Annotated in this window: 34 protein-coding genes; all 34 read left to right on the top strand. The window is 40.0% G+C overall.

Going from position 1 to position 19,498, the window contains the following annotated elements; translation table 11 throughout:
* Nucleotides 1–19 precede the first annotated feature (19 nt).
* The 34 genes from ACE198_RS22990 to rplQ all read left to right on the top strand — a co-directional run bounded on the left by ACE198_RS22990 (nt 20) and on the right by rplQ (nt 19,407).
* Nucleotides 20–268: a 50S ribosomal protein L7ae-like protein gene (locus ACE198_RS22990; RefSeq protein ID WP_098573696.1), complete on the top strand. Its 249-nt coding sequence runs from the start codon at nt 20–22 to the stop codon at nt 266–268.
* Nucleotides 269–369: 101 nt separating this feature from the next.
* Entirely contained in the window at nt 370–792 is a 423-nt protein-coding gene (gene rpsL, locus ACE198_RS22985; protein ID WP_026565517.1) for a 30S ribosomal protein S12, read from the top strand.
* Nucleotides 793–833: 41 nt separating this feature from the next.
* On the top strand, nt 834–1,304 hold the full coding sequence (gene rpsG, locus ACE198_RS22980; RefSeq protein ID WP_098573694.1) for a 30S ribosomal protein S7: 471 nt from the start codon (nt 834–836) through the stop codon (nt 1,302–1,304).
* A gap of 48 nt (nt 1,305–1,352) precedes the next feature.
* The gene (fusA, locus tag ACE198_RS22975; RefSeq protein ID WP_098573691.1) at nt 1,353–3,434 is read left to right on the top strand and encodes an elongation factor G; all 2,082 of its coding nucleotides are present in this window, start codon (nt 1,353–1,355) and stop codon (nt 3,432–3,434) included.
* 131 nt (nt 3,435–3,565) lie between these two features.
* Nucleotides 3,566–4,753, top strand: coding sequence for an elongation factor Tu (gene tuf, locus ACE198_RS22970; protein ID WP_375377177.1), 1,188 nt, complete (start codon nt 3,566–3,568; stop codon nt 4,751–4,753).
* 503 nt (nt 4,754–5,256) lie between these two features.
* On the top strand, nt 5,257–5,565 hold the full coding sequence (gene rpsJ / locus ACE198_RS22965) for a 30S ribosomal protein S10 (RefSeq protein WP_075689935.1): 309 nt from the start codon (nt 5,257–5,259) through the stop codon (nt 5,563–5,565).
* 39 nt (nt 5,566–5,604) lie between these two features.
* Nucleotides 5,605–6,231, top strand: coding sequence for a 50S ribosomal protein L3 (gene rplC, locus ACE198_RS22960; RefSeq protein WP_098573686.1), 627 nt, complete (start codon nt 5,605–5,607; stop codon nt 6,229–6,231).
* Nucleotides 6,232–6,259: 28 nt separating this feature from the next.
* Nucleotides 6,260–6,883, top strand: a complete 624-nt coding sequence (rplD, locus tag ACE198_RS22955) for a 50S ribosomal protein L4 (protein ID WP_098573682.1) — start codon at nt 6,260–6,262, stop codon at nt 6,881–6,883.
* Entirely contained in the window at nt 6,883–7,167 is a 285-nt protein-coding gene (gene rplW, locus ACE198_RS22950) for a 50S ribosomal protein L23 (protein ID WP_098573679.1), read from the top strand. The genes rplD and rplW overlap by 1 nt, the downstream gene beginning before the upstream one ends.
* A gap of 29 nt (nt 7,168–7,196) precedes the next feature.
* Nucleotides 7,197–8,027: a 50S ribosomal protein L2 gene (gene rplB / locus ACE198_RS22945; RefSeq protein WP_098573676.1), complete on the top strand. Its 831-nt coding sequence runs from the start codon at nt 7,197–7,199 to the stop codon at nt 8,025–8,027.
* 60 nt (nt 8,028–8,087) lie between these two features.
* Complete coding sequence (gene rpsS, locus ACE198_RS22940) at nt 8,088–8,366, top strand: 30S ribosomal protein S19 (RefSeq protein WP_098573673.1); 279 nt, start codon at nt 8,088–8,090, stop codon at nt 8,364–8,366.
* A gap of 17 nt (nt 8,367–8,383) precedes the next feature.
* Nucleotides 8,384–8,725 carry a 50S ribosomal protein L22 gene (rplV, locus tag ACE198_RS22935; RefSeq protein WP_042453964.1) on the top strand — a complete coding sequence of 114 codons (342 nt, stop codon included), beginning with the start codon at nt 8,384–8,386 and terminating at the stop codon, nt 8,723–8,725.
* Nucleotides 8,726–8,728: 3 nt separating this feature from the next.
* Nucleotides 8,729–9,385, top strand: a complete 657-nt coding sequence (gene rpsC, locus ACE198_RS22930) for a 30S ribosomal protein S3 (RefSeq protein WP_098573671.1) — start codon at nt 8,729–8,731, stop codon at nt 9,383–9,385.
* A 1-nt stretch (nt 9,386) separates the two neighbouring features.
* Nucleotides 9,387–9,821 (top strand): 50S ribosomal protein L16, encoded by a 435-nt coding sequence (gene rplP, locus ACE198_RS22925; RefSeq protein WP_026565529.1) that lies wholly within the window; start codon nt 9,387–9,389, stop codon nt 9,819–9,821.
* Nucleotides 9,811–10,011, top strand: a complete 201-nt coding sequence (gene rpmC, locus ACE198_RS22920; RefSeq protein ID WP_026565530.1) for a 50S ribosomal protein L29 — start codon at nt 9,811–9,813, stop codon at nt 10,009–10,011. The genes rplP and rpmC overlap by 11 nt, the downstream gene beginning before the upstream one ends.
* A 22-nt stretch (nt 10,012–10,033) precedes the next feature.
* Nucleotides 10,034–10,297 carry a 30S ribosomal protein S17 gene (rpsQ, locus tag ACE198_RS22915; RefSeq protein WP_088084990.1) on the top strand — a complete coding sequence of 88 codons (264 nt, stop codon included), beginning with the start codon at nt 10,034–10,036 and terminating at the stop codon, nt 10,295–10,297.
* A 40-nt stretch (nt 10,298–10,337) separates the two neighbouring features.
* Entirely contained in the window at nt 10,338–10,706 is a 369-nt protein-coding gene (gene rplN / locus ACE198_RS22910) for a 50S ribosomal protein L14 (protein ID WP_026565532.1), read from the top strand.
* Between the two features lie 36 nt (nt 10,707–10,742).
* Nucleotides 10,743–11,051: a 50S ribosomal protein L24 gene (gene rplX, locus ACE198_RS22905; protein ID WP_098573668.1), complete on the top strand. Its 309-nt coding sequence runs from the start codon at nt 10,743–10,745 to the stop codon at nt 11,049–11,051.
* Nucleotides 11,052–11,079: 28 nt separating this feature from the next.
* On the top strand, nt 11,080–11,619 hold the full coding sequence (gene rplE, locus ACE198_RS22900) for a 50S ribosomal protein L5 (protein WP_026565534.1): 540 nt from the start codon (nt 11,080–11,082) through the stop codon (nt 11,617–11,619).
* A gap of 24 nt (nt 11,620–11,643) precedes the next feature.
* Nucleotides 11,644–11,829 carry a 30S ribosomal protein S14 gene (gene rpsN, locus ACE198_RS22895; protein WP_007085277.1) on the top strand — a complete coding sequence of 62 codons (186 nt, stop codon included), beginning with the start codon at nt 11,644–11,646 and terminating at the stop codon, nt 11,827–11,829.
* Between the two features lie 29 nt (nt 11,830–11,858).
* A complete protein-coding gene (gene rpsH, locus ACE198_RS22890) occupies nt 11,859–12,257 on the top strand; it encodes a 30S ribosomal protein S8 (RefSeq protein ID WP_098573665.1) in 399 nt (132 codons plus the stop codon).
* 31 nt (nt 12,258–12,288) lie between these two features.
* A complete protein-coding gene (gene rplF, locus ACE198_RS22885; RefSeq protein WP_098573663.1) occupies nt 12,289–12,825 on the top strand; it encodes a 50S ribosomal protein L6 in 537 nt (178 codons plus the stop codon).
* Nucleotides 12,826–12,857: 32 nt separating this feature from the next.
* Entirely contained in the window at nt 12,858–13,220 is a 363-nt protein-coding gene (gene rplR / locus ACE198_RS22880) for a 50S ribosomal protein L18 (RefSeq protein WP_098573661.1), read from the top strand.
* Nucleotides 13,221–13,244: 24 nt separating this feature from the next.
* Nucleotides 13,245–13,757, top strand: coding sequence for a 30S ribosomal protein S5 (gene rpsE / locus ACE198_RS22875; protein ID WP_098573658.1), 513 nt, complete (start codon nt 13,245–13,247; stop codon nt 13,755–13,757).
* A gap of 1 nt (nt 13,758) precedes the next feature.
* A complete protein-coding gene (rpmD, locus tag ACE198_RS22870) occupies nt 13,759–13,941 on the top strand; it encodes a 50S ribosomal protein L30 (RefSeq protein WP_026565539.1) in 183 nt (60 codons plus the stop codon).
* A 32-nt stretch (nt 13,942–13,973) separates the two neighbouring features.
* Nucleotides 13,974–14,414: a 50S ribosomal protein L15 gene (gene rplO, locus ACE198_RS22865; RefSeq protein ID WP_098573656.1), complete on the top strand. Its 441-nt coding sequence runs from the start codon at nt 13,974–13,976 to the stop codon at nt 14,412–14,414.
* Nucleotides 14,414–15,709 (top strand): preprotein translocase subunit SecY, encoded by a 1,296-nt coding sequence (secY, locus tag ACE198_RS22860; RefSeq protein ID WP_098573654.1) that lies wholly within the window; start codon nt 14,414–14,416, stop codon nt 15,707–15,709. The genes rplO and secY overlap by 1 nt, the downstream gene beginning before the upstream one ends.
* Nucleotides 15,710–15,766: 57 nt before the next feature.
* Nucleotides 15,767–16,417 carry an adenylate kinase gene (locus ACE198_RS22855; protein ID WP_098573651.1) on the top strand — a complete coding sequence of 217 codons (651 nt, stop codon included), beginning with the start codon at nt 15,767–15,769 and terminating at the stop codon, nt 16,415–16,417.
* Nucleotides 16,418–16,697: 280 nt separating this feature from the next.
* Entirely contained in the window at nt 16,698–16,916 is a 219-nt protein-coding gene (gene infA, locus ACE198_RS22850) for a translation initiation factor IF-1 (protein ID WP_007085268.1), read from the top strand.
* Nucleotides 16,917–16,954: 38 nt separating this feature from the next.
* Complete coding sequence (gene rpmJ / locus ACE198_RS22845) at nt 16,955–17,068, top strand: 50S ribosomal protein L36 (RefSeq protein ID WP_000868344.1); 114 nt, start codon at nt 16,955–16,957, stop codon at nt 17,066–17,068.
* A gap of 24 nt (nt 17,069–17,092) precedes the next feature.
* Nucleotides 17,093–17,458, top strand: coding sequence for a 30S ribosomal protein S13 (rpsM, locus tag ACE198_RS22840; protein WP_026565543.1), 366 nt, complete (start codon nt 17,093–17,095; stop codon nt 17,456–17,458).
* Nucleotides 17,459–17,479: 21 nt separating this feature from the next.
* A complete protein-coding gene (rpsK, locus tag ACE198_RS22835; protein WP_024027886.1) occupies nt 17,480–17,869 on the top strand; it encodes a 30S ribosomal protein S11 in 390 nt (129 codons plus the stop codon).
* A gap of 175 nt (nt 17,870–18,044) precedes the next feature.
* On the top strand, nt 18,045–18,989 hold the full coding sequence (locus ACE198_RS22830) for a DNA-directed RNA polymerase subunit alpha (protein ID WP_098573648.1): 945 nt from the start codon (nt 18,045–18,047) through the stop codon (nt 18,987–18,989).
* A gap of 55 nt (nt 18,990–19,044) precedes the next feature.
* Nucleotides 19,045–19,407: a 50S ribosomal protein L17 gene (gene rplQ / locus ACE198_RS22825; RefSeq protein ID WP_098573645.1), complete on the top strand. Its 363-nt coding sequence runs from the start codon at nt 19,045–19,047 to the stop codon at nt 19,405–19,407.
* Nucleotides 19,408–19,498: the final 91 nt, after the last annotated feature.

The following is a 19,498-nucleotide window of genomic DNA, read 5'->3' as shown; positions in this document are numbered from 1 at the left end:
ACTTTGGAGGATATGAACGATGTCTTATGAAAAAGTATTACAGGCACAAAAGTTCGTTATAGGAACAAAACAAACAGTAAAGGCACTTAAAGAAGGTAATGTGAAAGAGTTAATTATCGCTAACGACGCTGATCCAAAGTTAACGTCAAAAGTGGTTGATGAAGCTCTTGAAATAAATGTTCCTATCCTTTATGTGGATTCGATGAGAAAACTCGGAAAAGCATGTGGGATTGAAGTTGGTGCTTCAACTGTTGCAATTATCAGCTAAAAGCGTTTTTGTAGATAGAAAGTCTGCAAAAACTTTGTTTTTGCAAAAAAATGAACCACCTGGATGTGTGGGCTTACAAATAATGAAGGGAGGAAACATAAATGCCTACTATTAACCAATTAGTGCGTAAACCTCGTCAATCAAAAGAGGAAAAGTCAAAATCACCAGCACTTAACAAAGGTTATAACAGCTTCAAAAAATCACAAACTAATGTATCTTCACCACAAAAACGCGGTGTATGTACTCGTGTTGGTACAATGACTCCAAAGAAACCAAACTCAGCGTTACGTAAATATGCTCGTGTACGTTTGACAAATGGTATCGAGGTGACAGCATACATTCCTGGTATTGGACACAATCTACAAGAGCACAGCGTTGTTCTTATTCGTGGAGGACGTGTAAAAGACTTACCAGGGGTACGTTATCACATCGTACGTGGAGCGCTTGATACTGCTGGTGTAAACAACCGTATGCAAGGTCGTTCTAAATACGGTACGAAGAGACCAAAAGCAGCTAAAAAATAATTACAACTTAAATAGAAGCTTCGTTGAAAGGAGGAAAAAATATGCCACGTAAAGGTCCTGTAGCAAAGAGAGACGTGTTACCAGATCCACTTTACAATTCAAAATTAGTTACTCGTTTAATCAACAAAATGATGGTTGACGGTAAAAGAGGGAAATCTCAAGAAATTCTTTACTCTGCATTCAATACAATCCGTGAGCGTTCTGGTAAAGAACCAATGGAAGTATTTGAAGCAGCTATGAAAAATATCATGCCTGTACTAGAAGTTAGAGCTCGCCGTGTAGGTGGAGCGAACTACCAAGTACCAGTTGAGGTGCGTCCTGACCGCCGTACAACTCTTGGTCTTCGTTGGTTAGTGAACTATTCACGTAACCGTGGAGAGAAAACAATGGAAGAGCGTTTAGCTAATGAAATCATGGATGCAGCAAACAACACAGGTGCATCTGTTAAAAAGCGTGAAGATACACACAAAATGGCTGAAGCAAACAAAGCGTTTGCTCACTATCGTTGGTAATCTAACCTTCAATATAAAAACTTTCAAACTAGGAAGGAGAAAGACCCAATGGCAAGAGAGTTCTCCTTAGCAAATACTCGTAATATCGGTATCATGGCTCACATTGATGCCGGTAAAACGACTACCACTGAGCGTGTTCTTTATTACACTGGCCGTATCCATAAGATCGGTGAAACACATGAAGGTGCGTCTCAGATGGACTGGATGGAACAAGAACAAGAACGCGGAATCACAATTACTTCCGCAGCAACAACTGCACAATGGCATGGCCATCGTGTAAACATCATTGATACACCAGGACACGTAGACTTCACAGTTGAAGTTGAACGTTCATTACGTGTACTTGATGGTGCAGTAGCAGTACTTGATGCTCAATCTGGTGTTGAGCCTCAAACTGAAACTGTATGGCGCCAAGCAACAACTTATGGTGTACCGCGTGTTGTATTCGTAAACAAGATGGACAAAATTGGAGCTGACTTCTTATATTCTGTAGGAACAATCCATGACCGTCTTCAAGCGAATGCACATCCAATTCAATTACCAATCGGTGCTGAAGATCAGTTTGAAGCAATCATTGACCTAGTGGAAATGAATGCAGTATTTTACGGAAATGACTTAGGAACTGACATTGAAGTTCGTGAGATTCCAGAAGAATACATGGCTCAAGCTGAAGAATACCGTGAAAAGTTAGTAGAAGCAGTTGCTGAGTTAGATGAAGAATTAATGGAAAAATACCTTGGTGGAGAAGAAATCTCTAAAGAAGAGCTTAAAGCAGCAATTCGTAAAGGTACTGTTAATGTAGAATTCTATCCAGTAATCTGTGGATCAGCATTCAAAAACAAAGGTGTTCAGTTAATGCTTGATGCAGTCATTGACTACCTTCCATCTCCATTAGATGTACCTGCAATCAAAGGTCACGCTATTGATGATGAGAATGAAGTTATTGAGCGTCATTCAAGTGATGAAGAGCCGTTTGCTGCTCTTGCATTTAAAGTTATGACTGACCCTTATGTTGGTAAATTAACGTTCTTCCGCGTTTACTCTGGTACTCTAGAGTCTGGATCATATGTCCAAAACTCAACAAAAGGCAAGCGTGAACGTATCGGACGTATCCTGCAAATGCATGCGAACAGCCGTCAAGAAATCTCAAAGGTTTATGCTGGTGACATTGCTGCTGCTGTAGGTTTGAAAGATACAACTACTGGTGATACTTTATGTGACGAGAAAAACCTTGTTATCTTAGAGTCTATGCAATTCCCTGAACCAGTAATTCAACTTTCAGTTGAACCAAAATCAAAAGCAGATCAAGACAAGATGACAACTGCACTACAAAAGCTTCAAGAAGAAGATCCAACTTTCCGTGCACACACTGACCAGGAAACTGGACAGGTTATCATCGCTGGTATGGGTGAACTTCACCTTGATATCATCGTTGACCGTATGCGTCGTGAATTTAAAGTTGAAGCTAATGTAGGTGCGCCTCAGGTTGCGTACCGCGAAACTTTCCGTGCATCTGCACAAGTTGAAGGTAAATTCGCACGTCAATCTGGTGGTCGTGGACAATACGGACACGTTTGGATCGAATTCTCTCCTAACGAAGAAGGTAAAGGATTCGAATTCGAAAACGGTATTGTCGGTGGTGTTGTTCCTCGTGAATACATCGCTCCAGTTCAAGCTGGTCTTGAAGATGCATTACAACGCGGTGTTCTTGCTGGATATCCACTAGTTGATATTAAAGCAAGACTATTTGATGGTTCATACCATGATGTTGACTCCTCTGAAATGGCGTTTAAAATTGCCGCATCTATGGCACTTAAAAATGCTGCTTCTAAGTGTAGTCCTGTTATCCTTGAACCGATGATGAGAGTAGAAGTAGTTATCCCAGAAGAATATCTTGGTGATATCATGGGACAAATCACTGCTCGCCGTGGACGTGTTGAAGGTATGGAAGCACGTGGTAATGCACAAGTAGTTCGTTCAATGGTTCCACTTTCAGAAATGTTTGGTTACGCGACTGCACTTCGTTCAAGTACACAAGGACGTGGAGTATTCTCCATGCACTTCGACCACTATGAGGAAGTACCAAAATCAGTTTCTGAAGAAATCATCAAAAAAAATAAAGGTGAATAATTGATTTTCATCCTTTGTTAAAGTATAACTACTATGTAAGAAGTGGAAGTCGTGGGTTTGGGACAACCTTACTCACGGCTTACATAAAATAATAATAATTAAATTTTTCTAATTTAGAGGAGGATTTCCTAATGGGTAAAGCTAAATTCGACCGTTCAAAGCCACACGTTAACATTGGTACAATCGGACACGTTGACCATGGTAAAACAACTTTAACAGCTGCAATCACTTCTGTACTTGCTAAATCTGGTAAAGCAGAAGCTCGTGCATACGATCAAATCGATGGTGCACCAGAAGAAAAAGAACGTGGTATCACAATCTCTACTGCACACGTTGAGTATGAAACTGATAACCGTCACTATGCACACGTTGACTGCCCAGGACACGCTGACTATGTTAAAAACATGATTACTGGTGCTGCGCAAATGGACGGCGGTATCCTTGTAGTATCTGCAACTGATGGCCCAATGCCACAAACTCGTGAGCACATCCTTCTTTCTCGTCAGGTAGGCGTACCTTACCTTGTTGTATTCATGAACAAGTGTGATATGGTTGACGACGAAGAGCTTCTTGAATTAGTAGAAATGGAAATTCGTGATCTATTAACTGAATACGATTTCCCTGGCGATGACACTCCAGTTATCAAAGGTTCTGCTCTAAAAGCTTTAGAAGGCGAAGCTGCTTGGGAAGAAAAAATCTTCGAACTTATGAGCGCTGTTGATGAGTTCATCCCAACTCCAACTCGTGACACTGATAAGCCATTCATGATGCCAGTTGAGGATGTATTCTCAATCACTGGTCGTGGAACTGTTGCTACAGGACGTGTTGAGCGTGGTGTAGTTAAAGTTGGTGACGTAGTTGAAATCGTTGGTTTCACTGAAGAGCCAAAATCTACTACTGTAACAGGAGTAGAAATGTTCCGTAAACTTCTTGACTTCGCTGAAGCTGGAGACAACATTGGTGCCCTTCTTCGTGGTGTAGCTCGTGAAGATATCGAACGTGGTCAAGTATTGGCTAAACCAAAGTCAATTACTCCACACACAAAGTTCAAAGCACAAGTTTACGTATTGTCAAAAGAAGAGGGTGGACGTCATACTCCATTCTTCTCTAACTACCGTCCACAATTCTATTTCCGTACTTCTGATATTACTGGTATTTGTATGTTACCAGAAGGTACTGAAATGGTAATGCCTGGGGACCACATTGAAATGACTGTTGAACTTATCGCTCCAATCGCTATCGAAGAAGGAACTAAGTTCTCAATTCGTGAAGGTGGACGTACAGTAGGTTCAGGTTCAATCACTACAATCACTGAGTAATTTGAAACTGCAGCTCCTATGGCGCTGAGTCGATAATGATCAAAGATATGAAAGCAGATGGATGACGATCCATCTGCTTTTTTGTTGCTTGATAATTGAAATTGGAATATATAATATCCAAGTTTCTTCTATTAAATAAAGAACTTTAATTTACGAACTTTCAGAAAAATAGACAGACTTAATTACAATTGTATAAATGGGTTTTAGTCAAATCTTTGCAGCGTCTCTAATTAGGATATTTCTGGAGATTAATAATAACTGTTGAAAAAGTGAATATCAGCCGCTATAATAGGAAAAGTGTTCGAAACAGAAACATAAAAAAAACTTCACAATTTGTGTTGCTTTTGCTTTATGTTTTATGTATAATAGACAATGTTGGTCTTTGACTGCGATGATGTGAAAGGTTGCTGACACACCCGGCCGCTTTGCCATGGCGAGTGTGTGAGGGAAATTTTCACTGAGAATGTCTATTTAGAAAATAGGCGAATAAAGGAGGGAAAATAATGGCAAAACAAAAAATCCGTATCCGTTTAAAAGCGTATGATCACAGAATCCTAGATCAATCTGCAGAAAAAATCGTTGAAACAGCAAAACGTTCAGGTGCGTCAGTATCGGGTCCAATTCCGTTACCAACTGAAAAGACTGTTTACACAATCCTTCGTGCGGTTCATAAGTACAAAGATTCTCGTGAGCAATTCGAACAACGGACACATAAGCGTCTAATCGACATCGTTAACCCAACTCCACAAACTGTTGATGCGTTAATGCGTTTAGACTTACCATCTGGTGTTGATATCGAAATTAAACTTTAATCAAAATAAATCACAAATATATTAGGAGGTGTGACTTAAATGACCAAAGGAATCTTAGGAAGAAAGATTGGTATGACTCAAGTATTTGCTAGTAATGGTAACTTAATTCCTGTAACTGTAGTTGAAGTAGCTCCAAACGTAGTACTTCAAAAGAAATCAGTTGAAAGCGACGGTTATGTTGCAGTTCAAGTTGGTTTTGAAGACAAACGTGAAAAGTTAGCTAACAAACCAGAAAAAGGGCATGTTGCTAAAGCTAATACTGCTCCTAAGCGCTTCGTTCGCGAATTCCGCGGGGATGACTTAGCAAGCTATGAAGTTGGTCAAGAAGTCAAAGTTGATATTTTCGCTGCTGGAGATATCGTAGATGTAACAGGAATCTCAAAGGGTAAAGGTTTCCAAGGTGTAATTAAACGCCACGGACAATCACGCGGACCAATGGCTCACGGATCTCGTTATCACCGTCGCCCAGGTTCAATGGGACCTGTTGCTCCAAACCGCGTTTTCAAAGGTAAATTATTACCAGGACGTATGGGTGGAGAACAAATCACTGTACAAAACCTTGAAATCATTAAGGTTGATACAGAGCGTAACTTACTTTTAATCAAAGGTAACGTTCCAGGCGCTAAAAAAGCATTATTAAAAATCAAAGGTGCAATTAAAGCATAGTCACCCTTTTAGAAAGGAGGAACAAAGAATGCCTAAAGTAGCATTATTAAACCAAGCTGGATCTCAAGTTGGAGATATCGAACTTAATGATTCTGTATTTGGTATTGAGCCAAACCAACACGTATTATTTGAAGCAATTGTTATGCAAAGAGCTTCATTACGTCAAGGAACTCATAAAACTAAAATTCGTTCTGAAGTACGCGGCGGTGGTCGTAAGCCATGGCGTCAAAAAGGAACTGGACGTGCTCGTCAAGGGTCTATCCGTTCTCCACAATGGCGCGGAGGTGGTACTGTATTCGGTCCAACACCACGCAGCTACGCTTACAAATTACCGAAAAAGGTTCGTCGTTTAGCAATCAAATCTGCACTTTCTTCTAAAGTACTAGAAGAGAACATCTTAGTGTTAGATTTATTAACTTTCGATGCTCCGAAAACAAAAGAATTCAAGACTGTTCTAAATGGTCTTTCTGTAGAGAAAAAAGCGTTAATCGTTACAGCAGATCTTGACGAAAACGTAGCATTATCTGCACGCAACATTCCTGGCGTTACAGTAGTAACTGCTGACGGAATTAACGTATTAGATGTTGTTAATCATGAGAAATTAATCATGACTAAAGCAGCGGTTGAAAAAGTAGAGGAGGTGCTTGCATAATGGATTCACGCGATATCATTAAGCGCCCCGTTATCACTGAACGTTCTACTGACCTAATGGCTGAGAAAAAATATACTTTTGAAGTAGATGTTAGAGCTAACAAGACACAAGTTAAAGATGCTATCGAAGAAATCTTTAGCGTAGATGTTGAGAAAGTAAACATCATGAACTACAAAGGTAAATTCAAGCGTATGGGAAAATTCGGTGGTTACACAAATAAACGTCGTAAAGCAATTGTAAAATTAACTGCTGATAGCAAAGAAATCGAATTCTTTGAAGCATAAGAACCTATCAAGAAGAGGAGGGAAATAAAATGGCGATTAAAAAGTACAAACCTACCTCCAATGGTCGTCGCGGAATGACTACTTCTGATTTCGCAGAAATCACAACTAGTACTCCAGAAAAATCTCTTTTAGCTCCAGTTAAGAGAAAAGGCGGCCGTAATAACCAAGGTAAGTTAACTGTTCGTCATCAAGGTGGCGGTCATAAACGTCAATATCGTATAATTGACTTTAAACGTAACAAAGATGGCATTCCAGGACGCGTTGCTACAATCGAGTATGATCCAAACCGTTCTGCAAATATCGCATTAATCAATTACGTGGATGGAGAAAAGCGTTATATCTTAGCTCCTAAAAATCTAGTAGTTGGCATGGAAGTAATGTCTGGTCCAGAGGCAGATATTAAAGTGGGTAACGCACTTCCATTAGCAAACATTCCTGTTGGTACTGTAGTACACAACATCGAATTAAAACCAGGAAAAGGCGGCCAGTTAGTTCGTTCTGCTGGAACAAGCGCACAAGTACTAGGTAAAGAAGGTAAATACGTATTAGTACGTTTAAATTCTGGTGAAGTTCGTATGATTCTTGCTGAATGCCGCGCTACAGTTGGTCAAGTAGGTAATGAACAACACGAATTAATCAACATTGGTAAAGCAGGTCGTTCTCGTTGGTTAGGTAAACGTCCAACAGTTCGTGGATCTGTAATGAACCCTAACGATCACCCACACGGTGGTGGTGAAGGACGTTCACCAATCGGACGTAAATCACCAATGTCTCCATGGGGTAAACCAACTCTTGGATACAAAACTCGTAAGAAGAAAAACAAATCAGATAAATTTATCGTACGTCGTCGTAAAAAATAACGTGATATTCCTACGGTTCAAAGAAAGAACCGTAGAACAGTCACGAAGGGAGGTTCCTTCATGGGTCGCAGCTTAAAAAAAGGACCATTTGTTGATGATCATTTAATGGTTAAGGTAGAAAAGTTGAACGAGACTGATAGCAAACAAGTTATTAAAACTTGGTCACGCCGTTCTACAATCTTCCCACAATTTATTGGCCACACTATCGCAGTATATGATGGTCGCAAACATGTGCCTGTATATGTTACAGAAGACATGGTAGGACACAAGCTTGGAGAGTTCGCTCCAACTCGTGCTTACAAGGGCCATGGTAATGATGACAAGAAAACAAGACGTTAAGAGAGGAGGGCATCCAAATGCAAGCTAAAGCTGTTGCAAGAACAGTTCGTATTGCTCCTCGTAAAGCACGTTTAGTCGTTGATTTAATCCGAGGTAAGCAAGTTGGTGAAGCTGTGGCGATTTTAAATCTCACTCCTAAGGCTGCTTCTCCAATCGTAGAAAAAGTATTAAAATCAGCTATGGCAAACGCTGAGCACAACTATGAAATGGACGTTAATAATCTAGTTGTTGCACAAGCATTTGTTGACGAAGGACCAACTTTAAAACGTTTCCGTCCTCGCGCTATGGGCCGTGCAAGCCAAATCAACAAACGCACTAGCCACATCACAATCGTTCTATCAGAAAAGAAGGAGGGATAATCTGTGGGTCAAAAAGTAAATCCAGTCGGTTTGCGTATCGGAATCATCAAAGATTGGGAATCTAAGTGGTACGCAGGTAAAGACTTCGCTACTCTTTTACACGAAGACCTTAAAATTCGTGAGTACATCACGAAGCGTTTGAAGGATGCTTCTGTTTCTAAAGTTGAAATCGAACGTGCGGCAAACCGTGTGAATGTAACAGTTCATACTGCTAAGCCTGGTATGGTTATTGGTAAAGGCGGTACTGAAGTTGAAGCACTTCGTAAAGCATTAAATCAATTAACTGGCAAACGAGTTCACATCAACATCCTTGAAATCAAGAGAGCTGACGTTGATGCGAAATTAGTTGCTGAAAATATTGCTCGTCAATTAGAAAACCGTGTATCTTTCCGTCGTGCACAAAAGCAAGCAATTCAACGTGCTATGCGCGCTGGTTCAAAAGGTATCAAAACACAAGTATCTGGTCGTCTTGGCGGTGCAGATATCGCTCGTGCTGAACATTACAGCGAAGGAACTGTTCCACTTCATACACTTCGCGCTGATATCGACTATGCTACTGCTGAAGCCGATACTACTTATGGTAAGCTTGGCGTAAAAGTATGGATCTATAAGGGAGAAGTCCTTCCTACTAAGAAGAAATCTGTGGAAGGAGGCAAATAATATGTTATTGCCAAAACGCGTAAAATATCGCCGTCAACATCGTGGTAACATGCGTGGTAACGCAAAAGGCGGTACAGAAGTGACATTCGGTGAATTCGGCCTGCAAGCTTTAGAAGCTTCATGGATTACGAACCGCCAAATCGAAGCAGCACGTATTGCGATGACACGTTACATGAAACGTGGCGGTAAAGTTTGGATTAAAATTTTCCCTCACAAGCCTTACACTGCTAAACCTCTAGAAGTACGGATGGGTTCCGGTAAAGGGGCACCTGAAGGCTGGGTAGCTGTTGTTAAGCCTGGAAAAATCATGTTCGAAATCGCTGGCGTTTCTGAAGAAATCGCTCGTGAAGCACTTCGACTTGCAATGCACAAACTTCCTGTTAAGTGTAAGTTTGTAAAACGAGAAGAAATTGGTGGTGAATCAAATGAAAGCTAATGAACTTCGTGACCTTACCACTGCTGAAATTGAACAAAAAGTAAAATCCTTAAAAGAAGAACTTTTCAACCTTCGCTTTCAATTGGCGACAGGACAACTTGAAAACACTGCTCGCATACGTGAAGTACGTAAAGCGATCGCTCGTATGAAAACAGTTGTTCGTGAAAGAGAAATCAACGTTAACAAGTGATTATTGAAGGGAGGTTCACACAATGAGTGAACGTAACCAACGTAAAGTTTACACAGGACGCGTTGTTTCTGACAAGATGGATAAAACCGTAACAGTTCTTGTTGAAACTCAAAAAAAGCATCCTTTATATGGTAAACGCGTTAAGTACTCTAAAAAGTATAAAGCTCATGATGAGCAAAACGAAGCAAAAATCGGCGATGTAGTTCGTATTATGGAAACTCGTCCGCTTTCAGCTACTAAGCGTTTCCGTTTAGTTGAAGTTGTAGAAAAAGCAGTTATTATTTAATTGTTCGGATTAAGCTTCATTCCGAAGGGAGGTTACACACATGATTCAACAAGAATCACGTTTAAAAGTTGCTGACAACTCTGGTGCACGTGAGGTACTAACGATTAAAGTTCTTGGTGGTTCAGGTCGCAAATTTGCTGGTATTGGTGATGTTATCGTTTGTACAGTAAAACAAGCAACACCAGGTGGCGTTGTTAAAAAAGGTGACGTTGTTAAAGCAGTTATCGTTCGTACAAAGAGCGGTGCTCGTCGTCCAGACGGTTCATACATTCGTTTTGATGAAAACGCATGTGTAATTATCAAAGATGATAAGAGCCCACGTGGAACTCGTATTTTCGGACCTGTTGCCCGTGAACTTCGCGACAACAACTTTATGAAGATTGTTTCTCTTGCTCCAGAAGTATTATAATTTTAAAATTAATTGCCTTTAAGGAGGTGCTTACTGATGCATGTAAAAAAAGGTGATAACGTCAGAGTTATTTCTGGCAAGGATAAAGGCAAAACAGGTGTGATCCTAGCTGCTTATCCTAAAGACAGCCGTGTACTAGTTGAAGGTGTAAACATTGTGAAAAAACACTCTAAACCTTCTCAAGTGAATCCACAAGGCGGAATTATCAGCTTTGAGGCTCCTATCCATGTATCAAACGTTATGCCTATCGATCCTAAAACTGGTAACCCAACTCGTGTAGGTTCCACAACGGTTGATGGCAAGAAAGTACGCGTAGCAAAATCCGGTGAAGTTTTAGATAAATAGTTTAAAATTTAGAAGGGAGGTACAATAAGTGAACCGCCTAAAAGAAAAATTTGTAAAAGAAGTTACTCCTGCTCTTATGAGCAAGTTCAACTATAAATCAGTTATGGAAGTTCCTAAACTTGAGAAAATCGTTGTGAATATGGGCGTTGGTGACGCAGTTGCAAACGCAAAGGCACTCGATAATGCAGTTGAAGAACTTTCAACTATCACAGGTCAAAAACCTGTCGTTACACGTGCGAAAAAATCTATCGCTGGCTTCCGTCTTCGTGAAGGTATGCCAATCGGTGCTAAGGTTACTCTTCGCGGTGAACGCATGTACGAATTCTTGGATAAATTAGTTTCCGTTTCATTACCTCGTGTACGTGACTTCCGTGGTATTTCTAAAAAAGCATTCGACGGTCGTGGTAACTACACTCTAGGTGTTAAAGAACAATTAATCTTCCCTGAAATTGATTACGATAAAGTAAGCAAAGTTCGTGGTATGGATATCGTTATCGTAACAACTGCAAAAACTGATGAAGAATCTCGTGAACTTTTAACTCAATTTGGAATGCCATTCCAAAAGTAATCCTTAAATAAGGGAGGCGAAAACGTGGCTAAAAAGTCAATGATTGCGAAACAACAACGCACGCCTAAATTCAAAGTACAAGAGTATACACGCTGCGAACGTTGTGGTCGTCCACACTCTGTATATCGTAAATTTAAGCTTTGCCGTATTTGTTTCCGTGAATTAGCATACAAAGGACAAATTCCTGGTGTCAAAAAAGCTAGCTGGTAAAACCCAAGTCTGGGAAGGAGGTAAAAATAATGGTCATGACAGATCCAATTGCTGATTTGCTTACTCGCATTCGTAATGCGAACATGGTGCGTCACGAAAAGTTAGAAGTGCCTGCTTCTAATATGAAAAAAGAAATTGCTGAAATTTTAAAGCGCGAAGGTTTCGTACGTGACGTCGAATTTATTGAAGACAACAAACAAGGTATCATCCGTATCTTCTTAAAATACGGTGCTAGTAACGAACGTGTTATTACTGGTCTTAAGCGCATAAGCAAGCCTGGACTTAGAGTTTACGCAAAATCAACTGAGGTACCACGCGTTCTTAACGGTCTTGGTATCGCATTAGTATCAACATCACAAGGTGTTATTACAGATAAAGAAGCTCGTGCAAAACAAATCGGCGGAGAAATTTTAGCTTACGTTTGGTAATTGAGCTTTTGAATGAATGGAGGTGCACTAAATGTCTCGCGTAGGAAAAAAACCAATTGTTATTCCAGCAGGAGTAACAGTAACTTTAAATAACAACACTGTTACAGTTAAAGGACCTAAAGGTGAACTTACTCGTACTTTCCACTCAGATATCACTATCAGTGTGGAAGAGAATCTTGTAACAATCACACGTCCTTCTGATGTGAAAGAACACCGCGCATTACATGGTACAACTCGTGCCGTTCTTGCGAACATGGTTGAAGGTGTATCTACTGGGTTCTCTAGAGGCCTAGAGTTAATCGGGGTTGGATATCGTGCTCAAAAGCAAGGTAACAAACTTGTATTAAACGTTGGATACTCTCATCCAGTTGAGATCGAAGCTGAAGAGGGACTTGAAATCGAAGTTCCTGCAAACACAAAAATCGTTATCAAAGGTACTGACAAAGAACGTGTTGGTGCATTAGCAGCGAATATTCGCGGAGTTCGTCCTCCAGAGCCGTATAAAGGCAAAGGAATTCGTTACGAAGGTGAATTTGTTCGTCGTAAAGAGGGTAAAACCGGTAAGTAATGCCGCATAGGTAAACGAAAGGAGTGACGTAAATGATTACGAAGCAAGATAAAAACGCTACTCGCAAGAAAAGACATGCTCGTGTTCGTGCGAAACTTAGCGGTACTTCTGCTCGTCCACGTCTAAATGTGTTTCGTTCTAACAAACATATTTATGCTCAAGTAATTGATGACATTAACGGAGTAACTTTAGCAAGTGCTTCTACTTTAGATAAAGACTTTGGTTTAGAATCTACAAACAACGTTGAAGCTGCACAAAAGGTCGGAGAATTAGTTGCTAAACGTGCTGTAGAAAAAGGTATCACTTCTATTGTCTTTGACCGTGGCGGATACCTATACCATGGACGTATTCAAGCATTAGCTGATGCTGCCCGTGAAAACGGCTTACAATTCTAATAGACAAAGGAGGGACACAAAAAGATGCGTCGTATTGATCCAAACAAACTTGAACTAGAAGAACGCGTAGTCACGGTTAACCGTGTTGCGAAAGTTGTGAAAGGTGGACGTCGTTTCCGCTTTACAGCCCTTGTTGTTGTAGGCGATAAAAACGGCCACGTTGGTTTCGGTACTGGTAAAGCTCAAGAAGTACCTGATGCTATTCGTAAAGCCATCGAAGATGCAAAGAAAAACTTAGTCGAGGTACCAATGGTTGGAACGTCTATTCCACACCAAGTAATTGGACGCTTTGGTGCTGGCGAAATCCTTCTAAAACCTGCTTCTGAAGGTACAGGAGTTATCGCTGGTGGACCAGTTCGTGCCGTACTAGAATTAGGCGGAGTTGCTGACATTCTTTCTAAATCATTAGGAACTAACACTCCAATTAACATGGTACGTGCTACAATTGACGGTTTAAAACAATTAAAACGTGCTGAAGACGTAGCAAAACTACGTGGTAAATCAGTAGAAGAACTGTTAGGATACGGGGGGAAATAAAATGGCAAATAAACTATCAGTTACCCTCACTCGCAGTTTGATTGGCCGTCCAGGCGATCAACGTGAAACAGTTAAAGCTCTTGGATTACGTAAATTAAATCAAACAGTTGAGCACCCAGATAACGCTGCTATTCGCGGTATGATTACCAAAGTTGCTCACCTTGTTACAGTAAAAGAACAATAATTAATTGTTTTCTTTCATAAGGAGGTGCCAATATGAAACTTCATGAATTAAAACCTGCTGAAGGTTCTCGTAAAGAGCGCAAGCGTTTAGGTCGTGGTATCGGATCTGGTCAAGGTAAAACTGCTGGTAAAGGTCACAAAGGTCAAAATGCTCGTTCTGGTGGCGGTGTACGTCTAGGTTTTGAAGGTGGTCAAACACCTTTATACCGTCGTTTACCAAAACGTGGATTTACAAACATCAGCCGTAAGGAATATGCAATTGTAAATCTTGATACGTTAAATCGCTTTGTTGAAGGTACAGAAGTTACTCCAGAACTTCTTATCGAATCAGGCGTAGTAAGTAATGAAAAAGCGGGAATCAAGGTTCTTGCAAAAGGGACACTAGAGAAAAAGTTGACTGTAAAAGCTCACAAATTCTCCTCTGCTGCTAAGGAAGCTATCGAAGCTGCTGGTGGAAACACTGAGGTGATCTAATGTTCCAGACATTCTCCAATTTTATGCGCGTGGGTGAGATAAGACGTAAGATCATATTCACCCTTTTAATGTTAGTCGTATTCCGATTAGGTACATTTATCCCAGTACCCAATGTAAATGCTGATGTTCTAGCAAACCAAGATAAGCTCAGTGTTTTCGGTATATTAAATACTTTTGGCGGTGGAGCATTAAAACAATTCTCCATCTTTGCAATGGGTATCATGCCGTACATTACAGCCTCTATCATTATTCAACTCCTTCAAATGGATGTTGTACCGAAGTTTACAGAATGGTCTAAGCAAGGTGAATCAGGCCGTCGTAAGATTGCCCAATTTACTCGTTATTTTACAATCGTGCTTGGATTTATCCAGGCATTAGGAATGTCCTACGGTTTTAATAACTTAGCTAGCGGCCAGTTGATTGAAAATCCTGGAATTGGTACTTATTTATTGATTGCGGTTGTATTAACCGCTGGAACAGCATTTTTAATGTGGTTAGGGGAACAGATTACCGAAAAAGGTGTTGGTAATGGAATTTCTATTATCATCTTTGCCGGGATCGTGGCTGGAATGCCATCCACTATTAATCAAATTTATGTTCAACAATTTGAGAATGCTGGGGAAGCATTATTCTTACGTATTGTTACGGTAATTCTAATCGCACTTGCGGTTGTTGCTATCGTAGTTGGTGTTATCTTTATCCAACAGGCAAATCGTAAGATACCTATTCAATATGCAAAGCGCGTTGTTGCTGGACGTAATCCAGTTGGAGGACAATCTACTCACATGCCATTAAAAGTTAATGCTGCGGGTGTTATTCCTGTTATCTTTGCCGTTTCATTTATTGTAACGCCTAGAACAGTTGCGTCATTCTTCCCAACGAATGATGTAACTCTTTGGATTACTAAGGTCTTTGACTATTCTCATCCAATCGGGATGACTTTATATGCAGCATTAATTATCGCGTTCACTTATTTCTATGCTTTTATTCAAGTTAACCCTGAACAAGCAGCGGAGAACCTACAAAAGCAAAGCGGCTATATTCCTGGTATTCGACCAGGAAAGAGTACGCAAGAATACTTAACGCGTGTCTTATATCGTTTAACTTTTGTTGGTGCGATCTTCCTTGCTGTTATTGCGGTATTGCCGATGTTATTTATTTCAATAGCTAACCTTCCGCAATCAGCGCAAATTGGCGGAACAAGTTTGTTAATCGTTGTCGGTGTAGCACTTGATACGATGAAACAACTTGAAGCACAACTAGTTAAACGTCATTATAAAGGATTTATTAAGTAATGGTTTTAGGGGCCATAGCTCCCTAAAACCCATTTATAGCACGAGGGGGGAACACGTGTGAATTTAGTATTAATGGGGCTACCAGGTGCCGGTAAAGGTACTCAAGCTGAAAGAATCGTCGAGCAATACGGCATCCCTCATATCTCTACTGGCGATATGTTCCGTGCAGCGATGAAAGAAGGAACAGAACTAGGTTTACAAGCGAAATCATTCATGGATAAAGGCGAACTTGTTCCTGATGAAGTAACAATCGGCATTGTTCGTGAGCGATTAAGCAAGGAAGATTGTCAAAAAGGATTCCTTTTAGATGGCTTCCCTAGAACTGTACCTCAAGCAGATGCGTTGGAAAATCTATTAGTTGATTTAAATAAAAAAATCAACTATGTAATTAATATTAATGTAGATAAAGAATTATTAATGGCGCGTTTGACTGGACGTCGTATCTGTAAAGAATGTGGATCTACGTATCATTTAGAGTTTAATCCTCCTAAACAAGAGGGTGTATGCGATCGTTGCGGCGGTGAGTTATACCAAAGAGCGGATGATAATGAAGAAACAGTTCAAAATCGTTTAGACGTAAACATCAAACAACAAGAACCATTATTAACTTTTTATGAAACTAAAGGATATCTTCGTACAATCGATGGACAGCAGGATATTAACAAGGTATTCGCTGATATCGAGCATTTACTTGGGGACTTACATTAATGACCGTAAGTAAATCCGTACGAACGGCTCTCGACCATCTCTTCATTTTGATTCAAAAATATGTGAAAGCATATCGCTTTTCTATTGTACGGAGTATGTAGGACCGAGAGTTGGGTAAGACTTACATGTGGAACTAATTTATTCCTAAATATGTAGTATTTACTTGCGGACAGAAGAAGAACAATATGTTACTATTATAAGGTTGCTATTTGTGTACGAATAAGAAAAGTTATATTGTTTTGTATTCACAATTTTTGAATTGAGAAGGGAGACGAGATCGATGGCCAAAGATGATGTAATTGAAATTGAAGGTAAAGTCATTGAAACATTGCCAAATGCAATGTTTAAGGTAGAATTAGAAAATGGTCATACCGTGCTAGCGCATGTTTCTGGTAAAATACGAATGCATTTCATTCGGATCCTTCCGGGTGACAAAGTGACTGTTGAGCTTTCTCCATATGACTTAACACGCGGAAGAATTACTTACCGCTTTAAATAATGCTTGCACTCCGTACTACTAAGGAGGTTAGGATAATAATGAAAGTAAGACCATCTGTTAAACCCATCTGCGAAAAGTGTAAAGTTATCCGTAGACGCGGCAAAGTTATGGTTATCTGTGAAAACCCTAAACATAAACAAAAACAAGGTTAATTTTGAAGGAGGTGCGCATTTTCTATGGCACGTATTGCTGGTGTAGATATTCCACGTGAAAAACGTGTAGTTATCTCTTTAACATACATTTATGGAATTGGTAAAAACACTGCACAAAAAGTATTAGCAGAAGCTGGTGTTTCTGAAGATACACGTGTACGTGATTTAACAGAAGACGAATTAAACAAAATCCGTGACATCATCGACAAGTTAAAAGTTGAAGGTGACCTTCGCCGTGAAATTTCTCTTAACATTAAGCGTTTAATGGAAATCGGCTGCTACCGCGGATTACGTCATCGTCGTGGTTTACCAGTTCGTGGACAAAATACGAAAAACAACGCTCGTACTCGCAAAGGTCCTCGTAAGACTGTAGCGAACAAGAAGAAGTAATCGGCAAAGGAGGTAATTTAAATGGCACGTAAAACAAATACACGTAAACGTCGTGTTAAAAAGAATATTGAATCTGGTATTGCTCATATTCGTTCAACTTTTAACAATACGATTGTAACTATTACTGATGTTCATGGTAATGCAATTTCATGGTCAAGTGCAGGTGCGCTTGGATTTAGAGGTTCTCGTAAATCTACACCATTTGCAGCACAAATGGCGGCTGAAACAGCAGCTAAGACTTCTATTGAACATGGTATGAAAACTCTTGAAGTTACTGTTAAAGGACCTGGTGCAGGACGTGAAGCTGCAATCCGTGCTCTTCAAGCTGCTGGTCTTGAAGTAACTGCTATCAAAGACGTTACACCTGTTCCTCATAATGGATGCCGTCCACCAAAACGTCGTCGTGTTTAATTTTTCTGTATAGATTTTGTATCATATGTCTATAATGGGATATGATATTAATTTTTTGCACTCTTACAGAAGATTTATTCCAGTTGTTGTGCACAAAACGGGAACATATACATGGGGACTTTAATTAGTATACAAGCTAATTTGAAGTTTCGACGTTTTGAAGGAGGGTTATTTGATGATCGAAATAGAAAAACCAAAAATCGAAACGATTGAGATCAACGACGATGCCAAGTACGGCAAATTTATCGTAGAGCCACTTGAGCGTGGATATGGTACCACTTTGGGTAACTCCTTACGTCGTATCCTATTATCTTCACTCCCAGGTGCCGCGGTTACATCGATTCAAATCGATGGGGTACTTCATGAGTTCTCAACAATTGAAGGCGTCGTGGAGGATGTAACATCCATCATCCTAAACATTAAAAAACTAGCTTTAAAAATCTACTCTGATGAAGAGAAGACGCTAGAATTTGATGTGCAAGGTGAGGGACCTGTTTTAGCTGGCAATATCACTCATGATAGTGATGTTGAAGTGTTAAATCCAGATCTTCATATTGCAACTTTAGCGTCAAATGGTCATCTTCGCATGCGTTTAACGGCGAAACGTGGACGTGGTTACACTCCAGCTGTTCAAAACAAAAGAGAAGACCAGCCTATTGGTGTGATTCCAATTGATTCTATCTTTACACCAGTTTCACGTGTAATGTTCCACGTAGAAAATACCCGTGTTGGTCAAATGTCCAATTTTGATAAATTGACACTTGATGTGTGGACAGATGGAAGCACTGGACCAAAAGAAGCAATTGCTCTTGGTTCGAAAATTTTGACTGAGCATTTGAATATTTTCGTTGGTCTAACTGATGAAGCTCAAAATGCTGAAATTATGATCGAAAAAGAAGAAGACCAAAAGGAAAAAGTTCTTGAAATGACTATTGAGGAACTCGATCTTTCTGTTCGTTCTTATAACTGCTTAAAACGTGCTGGAATCAACACTGTTCAGGAATTAGCAAATAAGACTGAAGAAGATATGATGAAAGTTCGTAACTTGGGCCGTAAATCACTTGAAGAAGTGAAGGCAAAACTAGAAGAGCTTGGATTAGGCTTACGTAAAGACGACTAGTCTTTCGTTAAGCAATTATTCCTACTTATGACTTCAACAAAGGAGGGAACCCTTCATGGCATACAGAAAGTTAGGACGCACAAGTGCACAGCGTAAAGCTATGCTACGTGATTTAACTACAGATTTAATTATCAACGAGCGCATTGAAACAACAGAAACTCGTGCGAAAGAAATTCGTGTGACTGTTGAAAAAATGATCACTTTAGGTAAACGCGGTGATTTACATGCTCGTCGTCAAGCTGCTTCATATGTACGTAACGAAGTTGCTGATGCTGAAAACAATACAAGTGCATTACAAAAACTTTTCGCTGATATCGCTCCACGTTATACTGAGCGTCAAGGTGGATATACTCGTATTATGAAAATTGGACCACGCCGCGGTGACGGTGCACCAATGGTTATTATCGAGTTAGTTTAATAGCTATCAACAGACAACAAGGGCGCTGGACAGTTTTGTAACAAACTTGTTCTTTGCCCTTTTTCTGTAAATGAACTCTATATCATGTTAG

The organism is Neobacillus sp. KR4-4 (genome assembly GCF_042136325.1).
Lineage (GTDB): Bacteria > Bacillota > Bacilli > Bacillales > Cytobacillaceae > Neobacillus.
The sequence above is the reverse complement of the archived record's forward strand: the minus strand, read 5'-3'. Positions and strand labels throughout refer to the sequence as shown.

Coding starts and splice junctions, on each gene's coding strand:
- ACE198_RS22990 (WP_098573696.1), top strand. CDS start 20: ATGTCTTATGAAAAAGTATTACAGGCACAAAAGTTCGTTATAGGAACA.
- rpsL (WP_026565517.1), top strand. CDS start 370: ATGCCTACTATTAACCAATTAGTGCGTAAACCTCGTCAATCAAAAGAG.
- rpsG (WP_098573694.1), top strand. CDS start 834: ATGCCACGTAAAGGTCCTGTAGCAAAGAGAGACGTGTTACCAGATCCA.
- fusA (WP_098573691.1), top strand. CDS start 1,353: ATGGCAAGAGAGTTCTCCTTAGCAAATACTCGTAATATCGGTATCATG.
- tuf (WP_375377177.1), top strand. CDS start 3,566: ATGGGTAAAGCTAAATTCGACCGTTCAAAGCCACACGTTAACATTGGT.
- rpsJ (WP_075689935.1), top strand. CDS start 5,257: ATGGCAAAACAAAAAATCCGTATCCGTTTAAAAGCGTATGATCACAGA.
- rplC (WP_098573686.1), top strand. CDS start 5,605: ATGACCAAAGGAATCTTAGGAAGAAAGATTGGTATGACTCAAGTATTT.
- rplD (WP_098573682.1), top strand. CDS start 6,260: ATGCCTAAAGTAGCATTATTAAACCAAGCTGGATCTCAAGTTGGAGAT.
- rplW (WP_098573679.1), top strand. CDS start 6,883: ATGGATTCACGCGATATCATTAAGCGCCCCGTTATCACTGAACGTTCT.
- rplB (WP_098573676.1), top strand. CDS start 7,197: ATGGCGATTAAAAAGTACAAACCTACCTCCAATGGTCGTCGCGGAATG.
- rpsS (WP_098573673.1), top strand. CDS start 8,088: ATGGGTCGCAGCTTAAAAAAAGGACCATTTGTTGATGATCATTTAATG.
- rplV (WP_042453964.1), top strand. CDS start 8,384: ATGCAAGCTAAAGCTGTTGCAAGAACAGTTCGTATTGCTCCTCGTAAA.
- rplP (WP_026565529.1), top strand. CDS start 9,387: ATGTTATTGCCAAAACGCGTAAAATATCGCCGTCAACATCGTGGTAAC.
- rpmC (WP_026565530.1), top strand. CDS start 9,811: ATGAAAGCTAATGAACTTCGTGACCTTACCACTGCTGAAATTGAACAA.
- rpsQ (WP_088084990.1), top strand. CDS start 10,034: ATGAGTGAACGTAACCAACGTAAAGTTTACACAGGACGCGTTGTTTCT.
- rplN (WP_026565532.1), top strand. CDS start 10,338: ATGATTCAACAAGAATCACGTTTAAAAGTTGCTGACAACTCTGGTGCA.
- rplX (WP_098573668.1), top strand. CDS start 10,743: ATGCATGTAAAAAAAGGTGATAACGTCAGAGTTATTTCTGGCAAGGAT.
- rpsH (WP_098573665.1), top strand. CDS start 11,859: ATGGTCATGACAGATCCAATTGCTGATTTGCTTACTCGCATTCGTAAT.
- rplF (WP_098573663.1), top strand. CDS start 12,289: ATGTCTCGCGTAGGAAAAAAACCAATTGTTATTCCAGCAGGAGTAACA.
- rplR (WP_098573661.1), top strand. CDS start 12,858: ATGATTACGAAGCAAGATAAAAACGCTACTCGCAAGAAAAGACATGCT.
- rpsE (WP_098573658.1), top strand. CDS start 13,245: ATGCGTCGTATTGATCCAAACAAACTTGAACTAGAAGAACGCGTAGTC.
- rpmD (WP_026565539.1), top strand. CDS start 13,759: ATGGCAAATAAACTATCAGTTACCCTCACTCGCAGTTTGATTGGCCGT.
- rplO (WP_098573656.1), top strand. CDS start 13,974: ATGAAACTTCATGAATTAAAACCTGCTGAAGGTTCTCGTAAAGAGCGC.
- secY (WP_098573654.1), top strand. CDS start 14,414: ATGTTCCAGACATTCTCCAATTTTATGCGCGTGGGTGAGATAAGACGT.
- infA (WP_007085268.1), top strand. CDS start 16,698: ATGGCCAAAGATGATGTAATTGAAATTGAAGGTAAAGTCATTGAAACA.
- rpmJ (WP_000868344.1), top strand. CDS start 16,955: ATGAAAGTAAGACCATCTGTTAAACCCATCTGCGAAAAGTGTAAAGTT.
- rpsM (WP_026565543.1), top strand. CDS start 17,093: ATGGCACGTATTGCTGGTGTAGATATTCCACGTGAAAAACGTGTAGTT.
- rpsK (WP_024027886.1), top strand. CDS start 17,480: ATGGCACGTAAAACAAATACACGTAAACGTCGTGTTAAAAAGAATATT.
- ACE198_RS22830 (WP_098573648.1), top strand. CDS start 18,045: ATGATCGAAATAGAAAAACCAAAAATCGAAACGATTGAGATCAACGAC.
- rplQ (WP_098573645.1), top strand. CDS start 19,045: ATGGCATACAGAAAGTTAGGACGCACAAGTGCACAGCGTAAAGCTATG.